This window comes from Aeribacillus composti (assembly GCF_007827555.1).
Taxonomy (GTDB): Bacteria; Bacillota; Bacilli; order Bacillales; family Aeribacillaceae; genus Aeribacillus; species Aeribacillus composti.
On sequence record NZ_VISS01000010.1, the window covers coordinates 87,073 to 105,915 of the forward strand.

The window sequence follows — 18,843 nt, forward strand, 5'->3', positions numbered from 1 at the left end:
GAAAATTCGCATTAAAAGTGATGCCCATCGTAACCCAAATAAAAAACCCTAGGGACTCTCAAAATTCCCTAGGGATTGCCTTTACAAATGTGACTGTTATGCCCACCACATTTCAGCAACTTCTTCTTTAAAAAGAATTTGCTTTAATAAGCTTACTGACTTTCCTAATCCTTCATCAATGGATGCCAGCATATCCTCATGTTCAATTGAAAGAACATAATCATATCCGGCAGCACGCAAAGCACTTACAATATCCTTCCACACTTTTTCACCTTGGCCATAGCCAACCGACCGAAATGTCCATGATCGGTCCAAAATTTTACTGTAATGCTTTGTATCTAAAACGCCATTCACTTGTATATTTGCTTGATCCAAATAAGTATCTTTAGCGTGTACATGAAATATGGCATTTTCACGTCCTAATTTTTTTATTGCTTCAACAGGATCAATGCCTTGCCAAATGAGATGGCTTGGATCAAAATTCGCTCCAATACTTGGCCCTACATTTTCTCTTAACTTTAATAAAGTTTCAGGATTGTAAACAATAAAACCTGGGTGCATTTCAAAAGCAATTTTATTTACACCATGCAATTTGGCAAATTTTGCTTCTTCCCGCCAATACGGTATTGTCACTTCATTCCATTGCCATTCCAGTAATTCCATATATTCCGGAGGCCAGGAACAAGTAACCCAATTAGGGTATTTCGCATTTGGATGATCGCCTGGACATCCGGAAAACCCATTCACAACTGATACTCCCAAACGTTCTGCTAACAGCACTGTTTTTCTCCATACATCATGGGATTCAGCCGCAAACTTCTTGTCCGGGTGAAGCGGGTTGCCATGAAAGCTTAGACCGCTTATCGTCAGCCCTCTGCTTTCAATGGCCCGCTGAAATTCTTTTAGTTTCATGCTGTTTTCAAGCAATTCATCCGGATTGCAATGTTTATTGCCCGGATAATTGCCAGTCCCCAATTCTATCGCCTCTATCCCCATTTCTCGCACTTTATCAAGCATTTCCTCGAACGGCAGGTCTTGGTAAAGTACGGTAAAAACGCCTAATTTCATTTCAATACCTCCCCTGTCTCAACCTTGACCCATCTTTTCTCTTCGTGGCTTTTTAATATAGCCTCAATCAGCTTCATAATGTAGTGTCCGTCTTCAAAAGTGGCAAAGGACGAAGAGGCTGGATTTGGATGTGCTTTTACTGCTTTATAAAAATCAATGAATAAGTTTTTTAAACCATCTGGCCATCCTTCTGGATGACCGCCAGGGTAATGCGCCAGCGAAGAAGAAAAGTCAGATAGCAAGGAAGGATCCCGTACTAGCTCCATATTCGCCTGATCACGGCGTCCAATCCATATTTTGTTTGGCTCTTCCTGATTCCAATAAATAGTATTCTTTTGCGCGGCAATTTCAAACGTAAAGAAATTTTTCCTTCCAGCACTTACTTGCGAAACGGTGAATACCCCATGTGCTCCATTTTCAAAATGAACCAGCACACTGCCGCAATCTTCGCTATTAATCTCTATTTCTTCGAAAGAATCTTGACCTCCACTTTTAAAGGTTTCGATTTCTCCAACCGGTCTTTTCCTTACAGGATAAACCGTTTTTAAATCAGCAAATACCTCGACAATCTTTTGATTGAGAACATATTGAATAGTATCACACCAATGGGAACCGATGTCAGCAATCGCACGTGATCTGCCGTTTTTTTCCTCATTTAAACGCCAGTTGTAATCAGTATCATACAGGAGCCAATCTTGAAGATACGTTCCATACACTAAATGTGCCGGACCGTATTCATCGCTGGCCATCAGCTCTTTCACTTGGGCAACTAGCGGATAATGACGGTAGTTGAAGCATACTCCTGCGACGACCTTTTTTGTTTCGGCTAACCTTACTAATTCACTCGATTCTTCACTCGTCATTGCTAACGGCTTTTCTGACAGCAAATGCTTGCCGGCAGCTAAAACTTTTTTATTGATATAATAATGCAAATAATTAGGAGTACAATTATGAACGACATCTATTTCTTGATCATTTATTAAATCATCTTCATTTCCATAATACCTTGGGATCCCAAATTGTTCGGCTGCTTTTTTTGCCTTCTCTAATGTTCTGGCACTAATTGCAGCCACTTCAACACACTTTAATCTTCTCAGTGCTTCTATGTGCGACTTGGCAGAAAACCCTGTCCCGATTACGCCTACTTTGATAACTGACATAAACAATGCTCCTTTTCTTTTGGATGATTATTTTTTTAACGTTTTCCTTCCGAACGCCACGGCCAAAATGATGATCAACCCTTTAATAATCATCTGCTGGCTTACATCAAGCCCCATGATGATTAATCCATTGTTTATTGTTCCAATCATGATAGAACCAAAAACGGTGCCGATAACGGTTCCGACTCCCCCGAATAGGCTTGTTCCGCCAAGAATTACAGCAGCAATAACGGATAGTTCGTCGCCTTCACCAAATGTAAACCTCCCGGAATGCATCCGGCCGGCATATAATAAGCCAGCAAATCCTGCCATTAAACCGGAAACTAGAAACACAATAAATTTAATTCGATTCGTTTTGATTCCTGTATATTTGGCAGCAATTTCATTTCCCCCGGTTGCTAATGTCTGCCTGCCAAACGCGGTTTTTTTCAATAAAATATGGCCGATAACTGTAATCACAACTGTCCAAATCAATAAAATAGGAATCGGTCCGATATCTCCTGAACCAAATAAATAATTAAACGTAGAATGGACAATCGGCACTGGTGCAGTATTTGTTATCCACATCGCCAAGCCTTTTACCGCTTCCATCATCCCAAGCGTAACTAAAAATGAGGGGATGGCGATCTTCGTAACTAGAAAACCGTTTACTAATCCAACTAACAAACCGGTTCCTAATCCAGCTGACAGACCCCCGATCAAGCCGAAGCCAGCTTGCAGCGCTAATGCTGCTGTTAAAGAGGATAACGCCGTAATAGATCCGACAGAAAGATCAATTTCGCCCGTGCTGATTACAAAAGTCATCGCAACTCCCATAATCGAAATCATCGCCGTTTGGCGGGCGATATTCAATAAGTTTGATGTTGATAGAAAACCATCGTCATATAACGTAACGGAAAAATAGATTAACACTCCAATAAAAGCTATATATACAATATAATTGCGCCAATCAAATGCCATTGATCGTTTCGAAGGACTTAGGTTATTTTGCAACTGATCTTGCTCATTAAATTTAATGTCCTTGGATAGCATGCTGGAGAACCTCCTCTGAATGAATTTCCTTTCTTTTTAGTTCTTTCACATTTCTTCCTTCATGTATTACTAGAATTCGATCACTTACCGCTAACAGCTCCTGCAGCTCAGAAGAAATGACGATGATTGATTTCCCGCTGTCAGCTAATTCACGAATAATATCTATGATTTCGGTTTTTGCGCCAATATCTACACCGATCGTAGGCTCATCTAAAATTAATATTTCAGGGTCATTAGCAAGCCATTTCGCTAATACAATTTTCTGCTGGTTGCCCCCAGACAACAGCTTTGCTGTTTTAAAAATATGATCTGTTTTAATATTTAGTCTTTTTACAAATTTTTCCGTTATCATATTAGCCTTGCGATGGTCGATGAAAATTCCTTTTTTTAATTTTGATAGAATCGGTAAAATCGTATTTTCTTTCACACTATAATCTAGAATTAACCCCTGCAGCCTCCGGTCCTCTGGAATAAGTGCTATGCCGGCATTAACCGCATCTGATGGACTTTTGATTGTATGCTTCTTGCCTTTTATATAAATTTCACCTTTATTTATTGGGTCAATGCCAAAAATGGCACGCGCTAATTCAGATCTTCCGCTCCCCATTAATCCAGCAATTCCTAAAATCTCTCCTGAGTAGAGCTGAAAGCTGATATCTTTTACTTTGGAGTTGGAAGTTAAATTTTTGACTTCTAAGACTGGAGTTCCCTCTGTCGAATAATATCTTTCTTTCCATTCAAACGATTTATCTAAATCATCCCCTACAATATGCTGAATGACAGTTTCCATATCGATTTGATTACATTGTTCAGTTGCAACTTTTTTTCCATCACGTAAAATGGTAATTTTATCGCATATTCTAAAAATCTCGTCCATACGGTGTGAGATATATATGATAGAAATACCTTTCTTTTTTAACTTATTGATGATTTTAAATAAAACATCTGTTTCTTTTTCCGTTAAGGATGATGTAGGTTCATCCATAATTAATATTTTTGTCTCATGCGACAAAGCTTTTGCTATTTCAGTCATTTGCCAGTACCCAACACCAAGATCTCCGACGATATCCTTTGGATTGATGTCAATTTCCATTTCCTTGAGTATTTCTCTTGTTCTGGCTATACTCTTTTTATCATTAAGTATCCCGATTGCATTTTTTGGCTCTCGAGCTAAAAAAATATTCTCAGCGACAGTCAGTGAAGGGATTAAGCTAAATTCTTGAAAAATCATGGAAATATAATTGTTTTTCGCATCGTTCGCATCCTTAATCGTTACTTTGTTTCCTTCAATATATATTTCACCTTCATCAGCTTGATAGACGCCTGTTAATATTTTCATTAATGTGGATTTGCCGGCGCCATTTCCCCCCATTAATGCATGAACTTCACCTTTGTTTAAAGTAAAATCAACCGAGTCTAAAACTTTGATGCCGTTAAAATATTTTGAAATTCCTTTCATTGATAATAAAGGTTTGTCCATTTTGATCACCTTCTTTTAATTTGAGGCTACTCAAAGCAAGAGTAGCCTCAATAGTTGTTCTTTCATTTCAAATTTACCCATATCCCTTTTTCAGCTGATTCTAAAATCGCATCACAAATTACGGCAATTTGATAGCCATCGTAGAAATTCGGCGAAACTTCAGTATCTTCTACAATGGATTTTATGAAATCATAAGTTTCGATAATTTTTGTTTCGCCATACCCTATTCCCAACGCTGGGATTGGCCATAATCCTTGACCGTACGGATGCTCAGGACCGGTGTAAATTGTTCTAAATCCTTTGCTGTCGCTTGGATCATCAGCAAAGCAAACTTGCAGCTCATCACGTCGTTCATAGTTGAAATATAATGACCCTTTTTCTCCATGGATTTCAAATGTCAAGAAATTGTTTCTTCCCCATGCATTACGTGTTGCTTCAATACTGCCGATGGCACCGTTTTCAAATTTTACTAACGTTGTAAATTCATCATCAACGTCAACCTGACCTTTAGGAGCCTCTGCCTCACCTTTGACTGTGCCGAGTTTATCAACTCCGCTCGTTTGAATCGGTCTTTCCGGCACCCATGTTTTTGTTACTGCCATGACATCTGTGATCTCCCCAACGAGATACCGCGCAAAATCAATTACATGTGTTCCAATATCTCCGAGTGCACCTGAACCTGCAACTTTTTTTTGGAATCTCCAGGACAAAGGTGATTGAGGATCTGCGGACCAATCCTGCAAATACGTTCCGCGAAAATTCAGTATTTTTCCAATTTTTCCTTCTTCAATATATTTTCTTGCTAAAGCTACGGCTGGCGTTCTTCTGTAGTTGAAAGCCACCATATGTTTAACTCCTGCTTCTCTTACAGCATCCAGCATCCTTTTTGCTTCTTCAGCATTTCTAGCCAACGGTTTTTCGCTTATTATATGTTTGCCGGCCTTTGCCGCTGCAATGGCAATTTCAGCATGAGTATCATTAGGTGTTACAATATCAACAATATCTATATCAGGATCTTCTATAACCTCTCTCCAGTTAGAAGAATAGCTTTCAAAACCAAAACGCTGAGCTGCCTCTTTTGCTAATTCATCCGTAACATCGACAACCGTTTTGCGATGGGGGATTCCAGGAGCAGGCCAGAAAAACATGGGCATACCTGCATATGAAAGCGAATGGGCTTTCCCCATAAATCCAGCGCCGATCATTGCTATGTTAAACTTTTTCATAACCTTACCTCCCATTGAGTTTAAAAAATGAATAATGATTATTTTGCTGCACTCTGAATAGAATCTGGTGCCTCTTTATGGTAAACAAGCTTCCATGCATCAAGAACATTTTCTTTTGTGACTTTATAAGCTGGAACTGCCACATACGGAGGGGTTTCTTTGCCTAACAATGCATATCCAGCTAAAATAGCTTCTGAAATTCCTTGGTCATACGGAAGCTGCGCTCCTAATCCTTTCACAATACCGTCAGAAGCAATTTCCAAAGCTACATTTGTTCCTAGATCAATGGTCGTAATAACTAAATCGTCACGCCCGGCTGTCCGTGCTGCTGCGAGTGCACCTTCAGCAGGTACATCCCAAACGACAAACAAGCCGTCTAAATCAGGATTTTTCGTCAAAATACCCGAAGCCACTTTTTCACCATCGTTTGGATCTGTTATACCGCCTCGTGCAACAATCTCAATATCAGGATATTTTTCTTGAATTGTTTTTTCGAAAGCTTCTGTACGCTGTTTCGTCACAAAGAAATCAGCATCGTGAAAGATAACTCCAATTTTCCCTTTACCGCCCAGTTTTTCAGCCATAATTTCAGCTGCTGCAACTCCATTTCCGTAGTTATCTGCTGAAACAACACTCACATAATCTTTTCCATGTTCTAGCCCTTGAGGCGCATTATCCATGAAAACTAATTTTACGCCTGATTCAGCAGCTTTTTTATAAGCCTCAGCGGTAGATACCGGGTCTACTGGAATACTGACAATAATATCCGGATTTTTAGCAAGCACTGTTTCAATATCCGAAACTTGTTTTTCAGATTTAAAGTCTGCATCCGTTACAGCCACTACTTCTATTCCCATTCTTTCAAACGTTGCTTTTAGCCCGTCAATTTGGGCGGTTGACCAGTCGTTCCCTGCATAATGCATGACAATCGCCGCTTTATAGTTTCCTTGTTTTATTTTTGCTATTTCCTCTTCGGTCAGCTCCAATGTTTTGGCGGAAACTGCTGTTTCCCCGTGCGGGCCTTTACTTAAAATTAACTGATCATCTGAAATTTCCTTATTAATCGTGATAGGTCCTGATGCAGGAGCTTCAGATGATGATTTGTTTTGATCAGAAGAGCTATTTTCATTGTTTGATTTGTTTTGATTACAACCGACGAGAATAAGGCTGCTAATTATTGCAAATATGGAAAATATCGCGAAAAATTTTCTCATAAGCCATCCCCTTTTCATAAAATGTTACAAACCAATATTTTTTAAATAATTTCTGCTGATTTCTGCACCTTGTTTTGGATCCGAATAGCTGTCTAATTCTATCGTGATCCAGCCGTCATAATTAGATTCTTGCAATACTCTCGTCATCTCTTCAAAATTTTGGTGTCCTTTTCCTAATGGCAAAAATTGACCATTATCATAATCTTTAAAGTGGACATATTTGATTCTAGATGAGTATTTTTTGATAATTTCGATTGGATCGCCTCCGCCTGCCTCAAGATGCGCCGTATCAGGACATAGATTAATAGTTGTTAAAGGCATCAGCTTATCTAATTGAGCAGGTGATTCTACGATCGTACCCAGGTGAGGATGATAACTTGGGATTAAATCGTACTTTTGGGCAATCTCCACAACTTTATTTAATGCATTTGCCAAATGAATGTAATCGTTTTCTAAAATCCCGTTTGAACGTACAGCTCCCCCGCCGACAACTAGATGATTGGCGCCTAATTCGGAAGCAAATGCTGCAACCTTTTCAATTTTCAACATTTCTTCTTCCAAAATATCTGGAAAAATAAAATTTCCGCCTGTATACACCGCCACAAAATCTAAAGAGTACTCGTTCATTAATGCTTGAAAATCTTTTTTTCTATCTACATATTGCATCAAATTTCCGTCAAAAATTTCAAAACCTTTATAACCGGAAGCAGCTATATCTTTTAATGCTTCTTCTGTTGATCCATTTGCCAAATAGTAAAGATCTTTAATTGACGTAACCCCTGCCGGATGGCCAACAACACCGCCCCAAGTATTGGTCTGGTAGCCTAGCTTCATTTTTACCCCTCCTAATTCTTTTACATGTTCATCAGTTGCTTTTTTACCCCATTCGTATTGAAAAGCTGCCATCACCTCCCATAAAATGAAATCGATTACATTAAAATGAAAAAAATAGGGAAAATAAGGCGTATATTTTTGTAATCCATTACATTTTAATCATATCTTTCTTCTTCTCTTTGCATGTCTCGCGAATAACCAGTTGATCTTCTAATATATATTGGCTTTTTTCCAGCTTATCTTTCTGAATAAGTTTTATTAATAATTCCATCGCTTTCTGACCTATCTCAAACATAGGCTGTGAAACAGTTGTTAGCGCAGGTTCAAAAATAGATGCGAATTTAATATCGTCAAAACCAACTATTGAGATATCATCTGGAACTTTCAATCCTTTTGCTTTGATCGCTTTTATCGCTCCAATGGCCATTTCGTCGCTTGACGCAAAAACAGCAGTTGGCGGTTCAGTAAGCGCAAGCAGTTTTGTCATTAAATTAAAACCGCTCTCAAATGAAAAATCTCCCTCTTGAATTAAATTCGGTTCGATCGCAATATCATGCTGCATCATTCCTTGCTTGAAGCCCTTTAAGCGGTCTCTGCTCAATATTACGTCCATTGGGCCTGATAAAAATCCTATTCGTTTATGGCCCAAGCTGATCAAATATTCCGTAGCTTTTCTGGCACTGCTAATATTATCAATAGAAACAGTTGGAATATCCGATCCCTCCAAATATTCACATGCGAGCACCACTGGGAATTCATGAGAAATCTCCTCTAATAAATGAGATTCAAGTCTTGCGGTCAACAAAATCATTCCATCTGCTTTTTTCTGGCGCAATATATCTAAATAGCCTTTTTCACGCTCTAAACTATTCCCGGTGTCGCCGAGAAGGACCTCGTAATCGTTTTCAATCGCTACTTGCTCTATCCCTCTCAATATTTTTGAGAAAAATGTATTTGTTATATCAGGCACTACAACAAGAACCGTTTTTGTTTCTAAGCGTCTCAGCTGTCGAGCCAATAAATTTGGTTGATAATTCAGCTTTTTGATTGCTTCCAATACTTTTTCAGCCGTTTCTTTTTTGACGTTCCCAGAATTGCTTAAAACTCTGGAAACAGTAGCTGTGGACACATTTGCCATTTTTGCAACATCGCTAATTCTAACCATATCCAGATCTCCATTTCCTAGATAAAAATCCTTTGGCTGTATTATTTTTTATGCTAGATTTGTAATCTAGTGTAATCGATTACAAAATAAAAAGCAATACTTTTTCTACTTTTTTAAAAATTAATTGTTTGTAAAACTTTATTAGCGTTAAAAGGGAAAAAAGGTTTTTAGAATAAAAAACAAATTGTTATATATTCCGAGGCGGCATTTTAAATGATTGACAAAGTCAATTCTTCAAACTACGCAACACATTGTATCCGATGGCAAATATCCAATCACAGCAATAACTGAACCATTGGGTGCCAATAGAAAAAAACCGGGTTTCTGGTCATAACAGGTAATCCAATATTATTCATCCAGACAGTTTAGCAGTCTTTTTTTCAGCAAAATGCAGATGTAAAGTGTAAAATATACTGCCAATTGCAAGAGACATCCAGCATACATGCACGTGTACAGTAATGAAATATTGAAAAACAAAACTCGAACAACTCTCCGATCAAAAATTAGAATTTTTTATTTATGAATGCCTATTGGATCTTACTATGAAATAATTTGAAATCGACATCGCCTTAATCTGCAATTAAAGCCCCAAATTTATCATTCAATTACCGCTCATTTAACTTCATTCAAATGCTAAATGAACAGTTACCGATAGACGGCTGAATGACTTTATTAAAACAAAAAAGAACCCTTGATGCTTTATAGCAAGGGCTCGTTTTTCCACTGAATTATGCCGGTACCGCATAAATAATATATCGCTGTGGCGCATTTCCAATATAACCGAACGGATAGCATGTTGTTAACGTTAAAACTTCGTTTGGAGCAGTAGATCGGATCACTGTTCGATCATCGGCATCAACAATCTCTGTTTCCTGAATTAAATATGTGAAACGACCATACTCCATTTCAACAATGAGTTCATCTCCAATTTTTAAATCGCCAACATTGCGAAAAACTGTATCCCGATGTCCTGATAAAACGATTTGGTCGTTTTGCCCAGAAAAAGCAGTGCCTCTGTAATGACCGACGCCTTTCTCCAATTCGTCTTCATCCGTCCCCTCAACGATCGGCAATTGTGCTTTAAGTTTCGGGATGTGCAAAATGCCAATCACCTCGTCCATTTTCGGTTGAAAGTCGCTTGGTACAACTTCGCTTCTCTCCTTTTTCTTTACACCTTCTGCACCAACAAGCTGATGGGCTTCCTTCAATGCCTCATTTTGTGCGCTGTGCATTGACCATAACTTCCATCCGCCATATGCGACACAAAACAAACCACAGCCAATAAACAAAATGGGCAGCCAATTTTTCACATGCATCCTCTTCCTTTAATTGAGACTGTTGTTAATTATTTTACCATAAAAAGTCGAGAAGACATCCGCTTCATTTTGCGGAGAAAACCAAAAAATAAAATAATCGGACCCCAGCTACTGTTCTTAGGGAAACCTGTTAAAGCAGCCCATAAAAATGCTAGGCGTCGGTCTGTTTTCAATTGATCTGAAATAAGTAAAAAAAGTAAGAACGTCTCAAGGGCAGAATTTAAAATTGTTGTGAAGGACAAAGGGGCTTGTCTATAAGACTTTTTCGGCTTATAGACGGCCCCCTTTAAAATTTTAAAAACGTTGATATTTGATGTTTTTTGTTTTCAATGGAGATTTGACTGTCTGAACAGCCCCAATTTGTCTATATTTCTTCAAACCCACATTAATTGACAAAAATGAAATTTGGCTCGTTCAAATATTTTTTTAGCTCGTTCAATGCTTTTTGTGCCAACACTCCGTCCATAATCCGGTGATCATAACTGAGCGATAACGCCATCATGGATGCAATTTCAATCGAATCATCGACCACAACAGTTTTTTTCTCGATTCGGCCGATGCCAAGAATACACGATTGCGGATGGTTGATAATCGGTGTAAACCATGCGCCATCAGCTGATCCAATATTCGATATCGTACATGTAGAGCCTGTCATTTCATCCGCTTGAATAGAACCATCTCTTGCCTTTAGGGAAAGCTCGTGAATTTCTTTAGCAATTTGAAATAATGTTTTTTGGTCTGCATGCCGTATGACCGGAACGACAAGACCGCGGTCTGTATCAGCCGCAAAACCGATATGGTATTGTTTCTTCAAAATGATTTCTTCACGTTCTTCATGAAAGGAAGCGTTTAATTGTGGATATTTTTTCAAAACGATCGTCAATGCTTTCACAACATAAGCTAAATAGGTGAGTTTGATTGCTTCCTCTTCCGCAAATGATTTTACGCTTTGCCGATGCTGAACAAGCTTTGTAACATTCACTTCATCAAAATGTGTTACATGCGGAATCGTCTTTTTCGAATGAACCATTGAACGTGCAATGAGTTTGCGAATGTTTGAAAGCGGAATATATTCATCTTGTATCGAATTGATCTTTGTTTCTTCCTTCGGATTTTTTTGCGGACTTTCCATCTCATGCAGCTGATTTTTGCGTCTTTTGATCACGGCCTCAATATCTTCTTTTAATATTTTGCCGTTTGGACCCGATGGAGTTACCTCTTCAAGATTCACTTGATGTTCTCTTGCAAATTTGCGCACGGATGGAGCGGCAACTATGAATGAAGAATTTGTTTGCTTCTCTTTTTCCCTTTTCTTGTGCTCGTTGCGAATATCCTCTTCCGTTACTTTCCCGTTTAAACCAGTCGGCTCCACAAGCCGCCAATCCACCCCTAGCTCTTTCGCTAATTTCTTCACGCGCGGCGTCGCCTTTTTCTCGACTTTTTGCTCCGTCGCTGCTTGTCCTTCCGATCTTTCTTGTTCTTTCAATCTTTCATTCGTTTCTTCTTGTTTGATGTCAGGCTGCCCGTCGCGTTCAGCTGTTTCAATTGTTGCAAGCACTTCGCCAACAGATGCTGTATCTCCTCTTTTTTTGCGGATTTCCTTCACGATTCCGCTTGCAGGTGCATGCAGCTCCGAAACCGCCTTTTCCGTTTGAACTTCGACAAGTATGTCATTTTGCTCCACCGCATCCCCTTCTGACACATGCCAAAATGCAATTAAGCTCTCATTATATTCTTCCGACAATTGCGGCAATTTAATTTCAATAATCATGTTGGCCTCCTGTGAAAGAAATGGTAGATTTATTCATTAACGAGTTTTACAGCTTCTTGATAAATTTTTTCTGCATTCGGTAAAACAAACTGTTCAAGCGGGCGGCTGAAAGGAATCGGCACGTCTGGTACAGCCAATCGTTTGACCGGAGCTTCTAAGTCATACAAGCCTTCCTCTGCAGCTATGGCAGCGATCTCCGCCGTCATGCCGTATGATAAATAATCTTCATCTACTACAAGTAATCGATGAGTCTTTTTAATGGATTGCAGGATTGTTTCACGATCTAACGGGACAAGTGAACGCAAATCGATGACTTCTGCTTCAATTCCTTCTTGCTCCAGCTTTTTGGCAGCCTCCAATGCATGATGAGTCGTCATTTGAATCCCTACAATTGTTATATCTTTCCCTTCCCTGACAACGTTTGCTTTTCCTAGCGGCACCGTGTAAGCTTCTTCCGGCACATGACCGACTGATGCGTCTAATTGATCCATCCATCCTAAGCCTTGCAGCGTTTTATGGAACATAAAGACTACAGGATTATCATCCCGAATGGCTGAAATCATCATCCCTTTTAAATCATATGGAGTGGATGGAGCCACCACTTTCATTCCCGGCAAATGCGCAAACGTTGCATACAAAGTTTGAGAGTGCTGAGCAGCATCACTATACCCTCCGCCAACAGCGGTCATTAACACGATTGGCAGCTTCACTCGGCCGCCCGACATATAAGGGATTTTTGCCATATGGTTATAAATTTGATCCATACAAACTCCGAAGAAATCGACAAACATCAATTCAACGATCGGCCGCATTCCTTCGGTTGCTGCGCCAATGGCCGCTCCAATAAATGCAGTTTCAGATATCGGGGTATCAATCACTCGATCTGATCCAAATTGTTGAAATAACCCTTCTGTCGATCCGAAGATACCCCCGTAAACTCCGACATCCTCCCCCATGACAAACACGTTTGGATCTCGCTCCATCTCCAATTTAATCGCTTCCGCCATGGCCTTATTTCCCGTTAACAAGCGCGTTTTTGTTCCTTGCACAGCTTATAACCCCTTTCCTGTTTATTTACGAAACGTATAAATCTTTTAAAGCATCTTCCGGATTCGGATAATTGCTGCTGCGTGCAAATTGATAAGCAGCGTCTACTTCCTGTTTTGCTTTATTTTCAATGATGTCAAGATCGTTTTCCGCTATGTTTTGTTCAGAGATTAATAGATTTCGAAGGCGTATGATCGGATCTTTATCCCGAAGAAGCGACACTTCATTTTTATCTCTATACAGCTCCGGATCCCCTTGGAAATGTCCCAAGTAACGATATGTTTCAATTTCAATAATCGATGGACCTTCGCCTCGTCTGGCGCGTTCCACTGCTTCTTTTGATACTTCGTACATGCTGATCGGATCGTTGTCTTTGACGTAATATCCTTTAATGCCATATGCAGCTGCACGAACATCATTGGATGCTACAGATGTCGATGCTGTTTTCGGAACAGAAATTCCGTACTGATTATTTTCAATCACCACAATAAGAGGTAAATTCCAAAGTGCTGCCATATTTAATGACTCATGGAAAGCTCCTTGATTTGCGGCTCCCTCTCCGATAAATGAAACCGCAACCCAGTCTTTTCCTTTTTTCTTAGCAGCTAGTGCTGCGCCAAGGGCGTGCGGGATTCCTGCTCCAACAATTCCTCCACAGGAAAACTTGACATCCGGATCAAACAAATGCATATGTCCTCCCTTACCTTTGCCAAGCCCGGTTTCTTTTCCAAAAATTTCAGCCGTCATTTTATTTAGGTCAACGCCTTTGGCGATGGCATGATGATGAGGCCTGTGAGGCGACGTAACCGTATCTTCTTTTTTCAAATGGACACATATGCCGACGGCTGCCGGTTCTTGCCCTGTTGCCAAATGCATTTCGCCAGGAACAGGACCAGCCCCAATATTGAAAACCGGATTCTTCCCTTCAGTATAAGCTTCTGCCATTTTGTCTTCGTAATAACGGATTTTGTACATGTTTTCATACATCCATAAAAGATCATTTTTAGAAATTGCCAATGTATTCTCTCCCTTCTACCAAAATAGAAAACGGTTTCAAATAGTTAAATGCAAAAATTGTGCCAAACTACATTTTTCGTGATTGATATATTTAGTTTCATTGAAAATGAATAAGATTTTCTTATGCTACAAAAAAACGTCCCGTTTTGGGACGCTTTTTAGAGACACAATGATACAATTTGATACGAAATGAAACAAAATGATATTAATAAGGGATTTGAAATCTTTGCATTTGCCGATAAAAAGTGCTTCGTGATATCCCTAAATATTGCGCAGCTTTTGTGATGTTGCCGTTATATAGACGTAAAGCTTGCAAGATCGACTGCTTTTTCATTTCATCTCGATGAATAAACACCGTTTCCGCTTTTGGCTTGGAGTCCGTTTTTATAATTTCCTCAGGCAAATCTTTAATAGTTAAAACAGGCTTCGTCAATTTGTTTAAAGTTCTTTCTACTATATTTTGCAATTCTCTAATGTTTCCCGGCCAATGATAATGTATTAACGCTTGAAAAAAATCCGGTTTGATTTCAGGAAAAGGCTTATTTAACTTTTCACAATTTTTTTCAATAAAATGATGAACAAGGAGCGGTATGTCTTCTTTTCTTTCTCGCAATGACGGCAAAGTGATCGGCATGACATTAAGCCGGAAAAACAAATCCTCCCGAAAGCTTCCTTTTTCGACCTCTTCCCGAAGATTTTTGTTCGTCGCTGCGATGATGCGAACATCAACAGGCAAAACTTTATGCCCGCCGATTCGCACCACTTCCTTTTCTTGTATGACTCGCAAAAGCAATACTTGCATTTCCAAAGACATTTCTCCAATCTCATCTAAAAAAAGCGTACCGCCATCGGCAAGCTCAAATTTTCCTGCACTTCCCCCTTTTTTCGCTCCGGTAAAAGCACCGTCCGCATAACCAAACAGTTCGCTTCCTAATAAATCTCGAGGAATTCCGCCGCAATTGATGGCTATAAAAGGCTTATGCTTTCTGTCGCTTTCATTATGGATCGCTTGTGCAAACATTTCTTTTCCCGTACCGCTTTCTCCTAAAATTAATACATTTGAGTCCGTTTTTGCTGCTAGCTTCGCTTCGTTTACTTTTTGGAGAAACTGAGGATGCTTCCCGATCATATCAGAAAAAGTGATTTTCGCCTGATTGCCAGATAAATGATTAATAAATTGTCTTATCTTTTGAATCTCTTTTATAATCATCATTGAACCGATCCATTGGCTGTCTTTATAAATGGGGAGTTTATCAACTAGAACATGAAAAACTTTGTTTGACTGTTTTATTTTTAAGTGCAGTTCATGATTTTGAAGATGTCGAGGGCGATTGGAAATAATCGATTTGTTGCTAAAAACTTCGCTGATCTTTTTCCCTTCCAGGCAAGAATGATTCAATTGAAGCAGCTTTTTTAATTGATCATTCACTTTAATAATGAGCCCTTCCGTATCGAAAATGAGGATGCTCTCTTTCATATTATTGGTAGTCGCTTCAAGAAATCTTTGCATCATAATGTTTTTTTCTGTCTTTTCAATCAGCTCCAGCTGGTACTCAATGGCTTTCACTGCTGACACTACCATGCCTAAAGTATGTGGATGAACCTTTTCATATGGGCCTGAAACATTTAATACGCCGATTATCTTTCCTTTTGAATCGTGAATGGGCGCGGCCGAACACGTCCATGCCTGGCAAATTTCCGAATAATGCTCCTCAGCATATATTTGTACAGGTTGATTGATCACAATCGAAGTGCCGATTGCATTCGTTCCCATTGCTTGTTCACTCCAATCGGCACCTTCCACAAATTGAATATCAGCTGCCATCTTTAACGTATCAGCGTCGCCAATTGATTTTAACAACTGTCCCTTTTCGTTGCAAAGAATCACTAAAAAACCCGAGCCCTTTACGATTGAATACAATCCTTCCATAAACGGAACCGAACATTCAATTAAAGGCTTGTAATGGTCTATTTCGATTTTTTTTATTTGACCGTATCGCTGAAAAGGGTCAACTTCCATTTCTTTGGAACGAATCCATGAATCTTTTACAATGGGAGATAATTTTTCGTCGAGCTTATTTTCAAAAATAAAGCGCTTCCAACATTGTTTGACATACTCTCTTTTCTTCATCATAAAACACCTCCTTCAATTGTTGATTGAAGCTTCTCCGTCCAATCGCATCACATGCCAGCTTACAATGTTTATCGTATTTTTTAATATTCTCCTTTATTGTAGCATTACAAAAAAGCTGTGAGAACTAGCGATCCACTGAATGAAGCTCCTTTTATTTTGAAACTTTTTAAATCAAAAATGCTGGAAACCCCCTTTTGCTTTTTCAATCATGAGAAATTGGGGCTCCCTTCTTTTGATATCCCGTAAATACAGAAATTTACAGTTGCCGATCGTACTGGACACATCGACAAAATTGTACAAAATTGGTCATAAAAAAAACCGATTCCAAAAGATTGGAATCAGCCTTATTTGCTGCTGCACGGAAGGCCAAATCATTCTCTTTTTTCCGTTATGCATATGTTTGGAAATTGTATTACCAGTTATTAACTTGATCGAATGGTGATTTGGCAAAGCCTTGTTCTTTCTAAATGAAACGGCTTCATGGCATTTAAACGGTAATTCTTAATGTTTAAAATCAGTGATTTTTTAGTATGCTTCAAAAAAAGACGAAACGACGTTCCAACGATCACTTTGAAAAATGCCGCCGGTTCTTCTGCATATGTAAGCAGAACTCCCTATTGTGAACAAATATTGATCAGTATGATGATGTTTTTCAAACGTCTTCCTTCATTACATAACAACTGAATTGAGCTGATAAAAAATATATACAATGTAGGAATGTGGGCAGCTATAAAAGAATAAAGGTTTTTGGCAATGGGAAAGAAGTATAATATATTGAAATAATAAAATGCTCTATATTCTGGGAGGATAACATAAAGTTATAACGGGGGAACGTGAATCGTATTAAAACGATCATAAAAATTATTGTGAAAAAATTATCATCGGAGCTGTCCTATTCATTTATATTATGTTTTCTTTCTCCTTTTCTTTCGTTAATTGTTTTAATTTGTTGGACAGCTCCATAAACCAATTTTCATCTTTTGTTAACAAGGCTAAATCAATTAATGCTTTAATCTGCTCTTCATTTTCTATTGGAGATACGGGCAATTTTTTTACCCAATGATTTAATGTTTCAACTGTTTTACCAACGACGATTTCATTGTCACAAGCCATAACTTTTACTCTTATAATCTTTTGTGATGAATCTATCGTTTCAACATAACCGTAAATAAATTCGCCGCTTTTTGTTTTTCCTTTTACCCAATCCCCTACTTTCACTGGCAACTGATTGATTCCTTCCATTTTATACACCACCACTTGCAGTATTATAGAGATCTGTTTTGAAATACTAAATATCTAGTTGTTAACAGAAATTATTACATGATAATAAAGGGAACGCAAACAATTTAACCTGGGAAATAATAAAAATTTTAAAATTCCATTTTTTCAAATATATAACTTATAATAAATGTTTTCATATTTATTGCAATAGACAAACGTTCAGCACATTTGTTCCATGTGAAACATAAATCAGACAGCCGGCTCAAATTTTACCTTTTGTGCGGCAAATCGTTATTGAAGGAAAGTGCAACTTTCGGCTGTCCTTTCGTTTAAAGATGAAAAAATCTACCCTTTGTGATCAGCTGAGCAATAGCGAGAAAAAAAGTTTTTTTAAAATAATTCTTCATGCAAATGAACCTTTACATGCTCTTCCTGAAGCATGTACACAATCGACGAAGGAAGCCCGTTAAACATCTTTTCCAAAGCTGGCGCACGCTCTATCCACAAGCAATCTCATACTGTATTTCCCATTTAAAAAACAAAAATTTCCAATTGGCCGCTTCCCACTCTATGATAAGAAAAACTATTGTATTTCTTCCGTCTTTTCCTTATTAAGTATCACTATGAATCTACAAAAATGAACATTTAGCATTTATTGATTTAAATAACCTTTTTTGTAGTCGGTGATGTTGGAAAAGGCGGCACAAATTCACTTAATAAATATTCATAAATTGCTTTTTCAACTGATAAGCCACTTTTTGTGATGCCCATATTCCCAAAAAGAACATTAAACTCGAGAATATAAAGATGCCCTCCGCTTATTAGCACATCAAAGCCGGCATGATTAATGTTCAATTGTTTCGAGACATTCAAAACAAGATCACAAGCTTCTTGCGGTATAAATTCAAAACAGAGGCTTCCGCCTTGGGCAACATTGTGGAGAAACTCCCCTTCCGCCCCAACCCGCCAATAGGCGGTGAAAATATCTTTTCCAATGACACAAATGCGTAAATCTTTTCCGTCGTTTTCTAAATATTCTTGTACGTACAAAACATCATTTTGACTGTAGATGAGCAAAATCACTAACATAAATTTACATCGAAACAAAAAAGGAGACATGAACCCGATTCCTTGGTTAGAATAGATGTGCCAACAAAC

At 38.6% G+C, this 18,843-nt stretch carries 15 protein-coding genes; all 15 read right to left on the bottom strand.

Annotation, left to right across the window (positions count from 1 at the left end; translation table 11 throughout):
- Window positions 1–96: 96 nt before the first annotated feature.
- Window positions 97–1,068: a sugar phosphate isomerase/epimerase family protein gene (locus FB379_RS07120; RefSeq protein WP_144597627.1), complete on the bottom strand. Its 972-nt coding sequence runs from the start codon at window positions 1,066–1,068 to the stop codon at window positions 97–99.
- Window positions 1,065–2,228, bottom strand: a complete 1,164-nt coding sequence (locus FB379_RS07125) for a Gfo/Idh/MocA family protein (RefSeq protein ID WP_144597629.1) — start codon at window positions 2,226–2,228, stop codon at window positions 1,065–1,067. The genes FB379_RS07120 and FB379_RS07125 overlap by 4 nt, the downstream gene beginning before the upstream one ends.
- A 27-nt stretch (window positions 2,229–2,255) precedes the next feature.
- Complete coding sequence (locus FB379_RS07130) at window positions 2,256–3,260, bottom strand: ABC transporter permease (RefSeq protein WP_144597631.1); 1,005 nt, start codon at window positions 3,258–3,260, stop codon at window positions 2,256–2,258.
- Window positions 3,241–4,740: a sugar ABC transporter ATP-binding protein gene (locus FB379_RS07135; RefSeq protein WP_066251423.1), complete on the bottom strand. Its 1,500-nt coding sequence runs from the start codon at window positions 4,738–4,740 to the stop codon at window positions 3,241–3,243. The genes FB379_RS07130 and FB379_RS07135 overlap by 20 nt, the downstream gene beginning before the upstream one ends.
- Window positions 4,741–4,802: 62 nt before the next feature.
- Window positions 4,803–5,966 (bottom strand): levoglucosan dehydrogenase, encoded by a 1,164-nt coding sequence (locus FB379_RS07140; protein WP_063389101.1) that lies wholly within the window; start codon window positions 5,964–5,966, stop codon window positions 4,803–4,805.
- A 38-nt stretch (window positions 5,967–6,004) separates the two neighbouring features.
- Window positions 6,005–7,180 (bottom strand): substrate-binding domain-containing protein, encoded by a 1,176-nt coding sequence (locus tag FB379_RS07145; protein ID WP_130156907.1) that lies wholly within the window; start codon window positions 7,178–7,180, stop codon window positions 6,005–6,007.
- A 24-nt stretch (window positions 7,181–7,204) separates the two neighbouring features.
- On the bottom strand, window positions 7,205–8,086 hold the full coding sequence (locus tag FB379_RS07150; RefSeq protein WP_242009308.1) for a sugar phosphate isomerase/epimerase family protein: 882 nt from the start codon (window positions 8,084–8,086) through the stop codon (window positions 7,205–7,207).
- Window positions 8,087–8,162: 76 nt separating this feature from the next.
- Window positions 8,163–9,179 (bottom strand): LacI family DNA-binding transcriptional regulator, encoded by a 1,017-nt coding sequence (locus tag FB379_RS07155; RefSeq protein ID WP_066251427.1) that lies wholly within the window; start codon window positions 9,177–9,179, stop codon window positions 8,163–8,165.
- A 728-nt stretch (window positions 9,180–9,907) separates the two neighbouring features.
- Complete coding sequence (locus tag FB379_RS07160) at window positions 9,908–10,489, bottom strand: class D sortase (protein ID WP_375338772.1); 582 nt, start codon at window positions 10,487–10,489, stop codon at window positions 9,908–9,910.
- A 391-nt stretch (window positions 10,490–10,880) separates the two neighbouring features.
- Window positions 10,881–12,266 carry a 2-oxo acid dehydrogenase subunit E2 gene (locus tag FB379_RS07165; protein ID WP_144597635.1) on the bottom strand — a complete coding sequence of 462 codons (1,386 nt, stop codon included), beginning with the start codon at window positions 12,264–12,266 and terminating at the stop codon, window positions 10,881–10,883.
- Between the two features lie 29 nt (window positions 12,267–12,295).
- Window positions 12,296–13,315, bottom strand: coding sequence for an alpha-ketoacid dehydrogenase subunit beta (locus FB379_RS07170; RefSeq protein WP_144597637.1), 1,020 nt, complete (start codon window positions 13,313–13,315; stop codon window positions 12,296–12,298).
- Window positions 13,316–13,340: 25 nt separating this feature from the next.
- Entirely contained in the window at window positions 13,341–14,330 is a 990-nt protein-coding gene (locus tag FB379_RS07175) for a thiamine pyrophosphate-dependent dehydrogenase E1 component subunit alpha (RefSeq protein WP_144597639.1), read from the bottom strand.
- Between the two features lie 205 nt (window positions 14,331–14,535).
- The gene (locus tag FB379_RS07180) at window positions 14,536–16,464 is read right to left on the bottom strand and encodes a sigma-54-dependent Fis family transcriptional regulator (RefSeq protein WP_144597642.1); all 1,929 of its coding nucleotides are present in this window, start codon (window positions 16,462–16,464) and stop codon (window positions 14,536–14,538) included.
- Between the two features lie 900 nt (window positions 16,465–17,364).
- Window positions 17,365–17,706 (bottom strand): IDEAL domain-containing protein, encoded by a 342-nt coding sequence (locus FB379_RS07185; protein ID WP_063389111.1) that lies wholly within the window; start codon window positions 17,704–17,706, stop codon window positions 17,365–17,367.
- Window positions 17,707–18,345: 639 nt separating this feature from the next.
- On the bottom strand, window positions 18,346–18,843 hold a 498-nt coding region (locus FB379_RS07190), incomplete at its 5' end, for an ATP-grasp domain-containing protein (protein WP_422386925.1).

Coding starts and splice junctions, on each gene's coding strand:
- FB379_RS07180 (WP_144597642.1), bottom strand. CDS start 16,464: ATGATGAAGAAAAGAGAGTATGTCAAACAATGTTGGAAGCGCTTTATT.
- FB379_RS07130 (WP_144597631.1), bottom strand. CDS start 3,260: ATGCTATCCAAGGACATTAAATTTAATGAGCAAGATCAGTTGCAAAAT.
- FB379_RS07155 (WP_066251427.1), bottom strand. CDS start 9,179: ATGGTTAGAATTAGCGATGTTGCAAAAATGGCAAATGTGTCCACAGCT.
- FB379_RS07125 (WP_144597629.1), bottom strand. CDS start 2,228: ATGTCAGTTATCAAAGTAGGCGTAATCGGGACAGGGTTTTCTGCCAAG.
- FB379_RS07135 (WP_066251423.1), bottom strand. CDS start 4,740: ATGGACAAACCTTTATTATCAATGAAAGGAATTTCAAAATATTTTAAC.
- FB379_RS07120 (WP_144597627.1), bottom strand. CDS start 1,068: ATGAAATTAGGCGTTTTTACCGTACTTTACCAAGACCTGCCGTTCGAG.
- FB379_RS07145 (WP_130156907.1), bottom strand. CDS start 7,180: ATGAGAAAATTTTTCGCGATATTTTCCATATTTGCAATAATTAGCAGC.
- FB379_RS07140 (WP_063389101.1), bottom strand. CDS start 5,966: ATGAAAAAGTTTAACATAGCAATGATCGGCGCTGGATTTATGGGGAAA.
- FB379_RS07165 (WP_144597635.1), bottom strand. CDS start 12,266: ATGATTATTGAAATTAAATTGCCGCAATTGTCGGAAGAATATAATGAG.
- FB379_RS07150 (WP_242009308.1), bottom strand. CDS start 8,086: ATGGCAGCTTTTCAATACGAATGGGGTAAAAAAGCAACTGATGAACAT.
- FB379_RS07185 (WP_063389111.1), bottom strand. CDS start 17,706: ATGGAAGGAATCAATCAGTTGCCAGTGAAAGTAGGGGATTGGGTAAAA.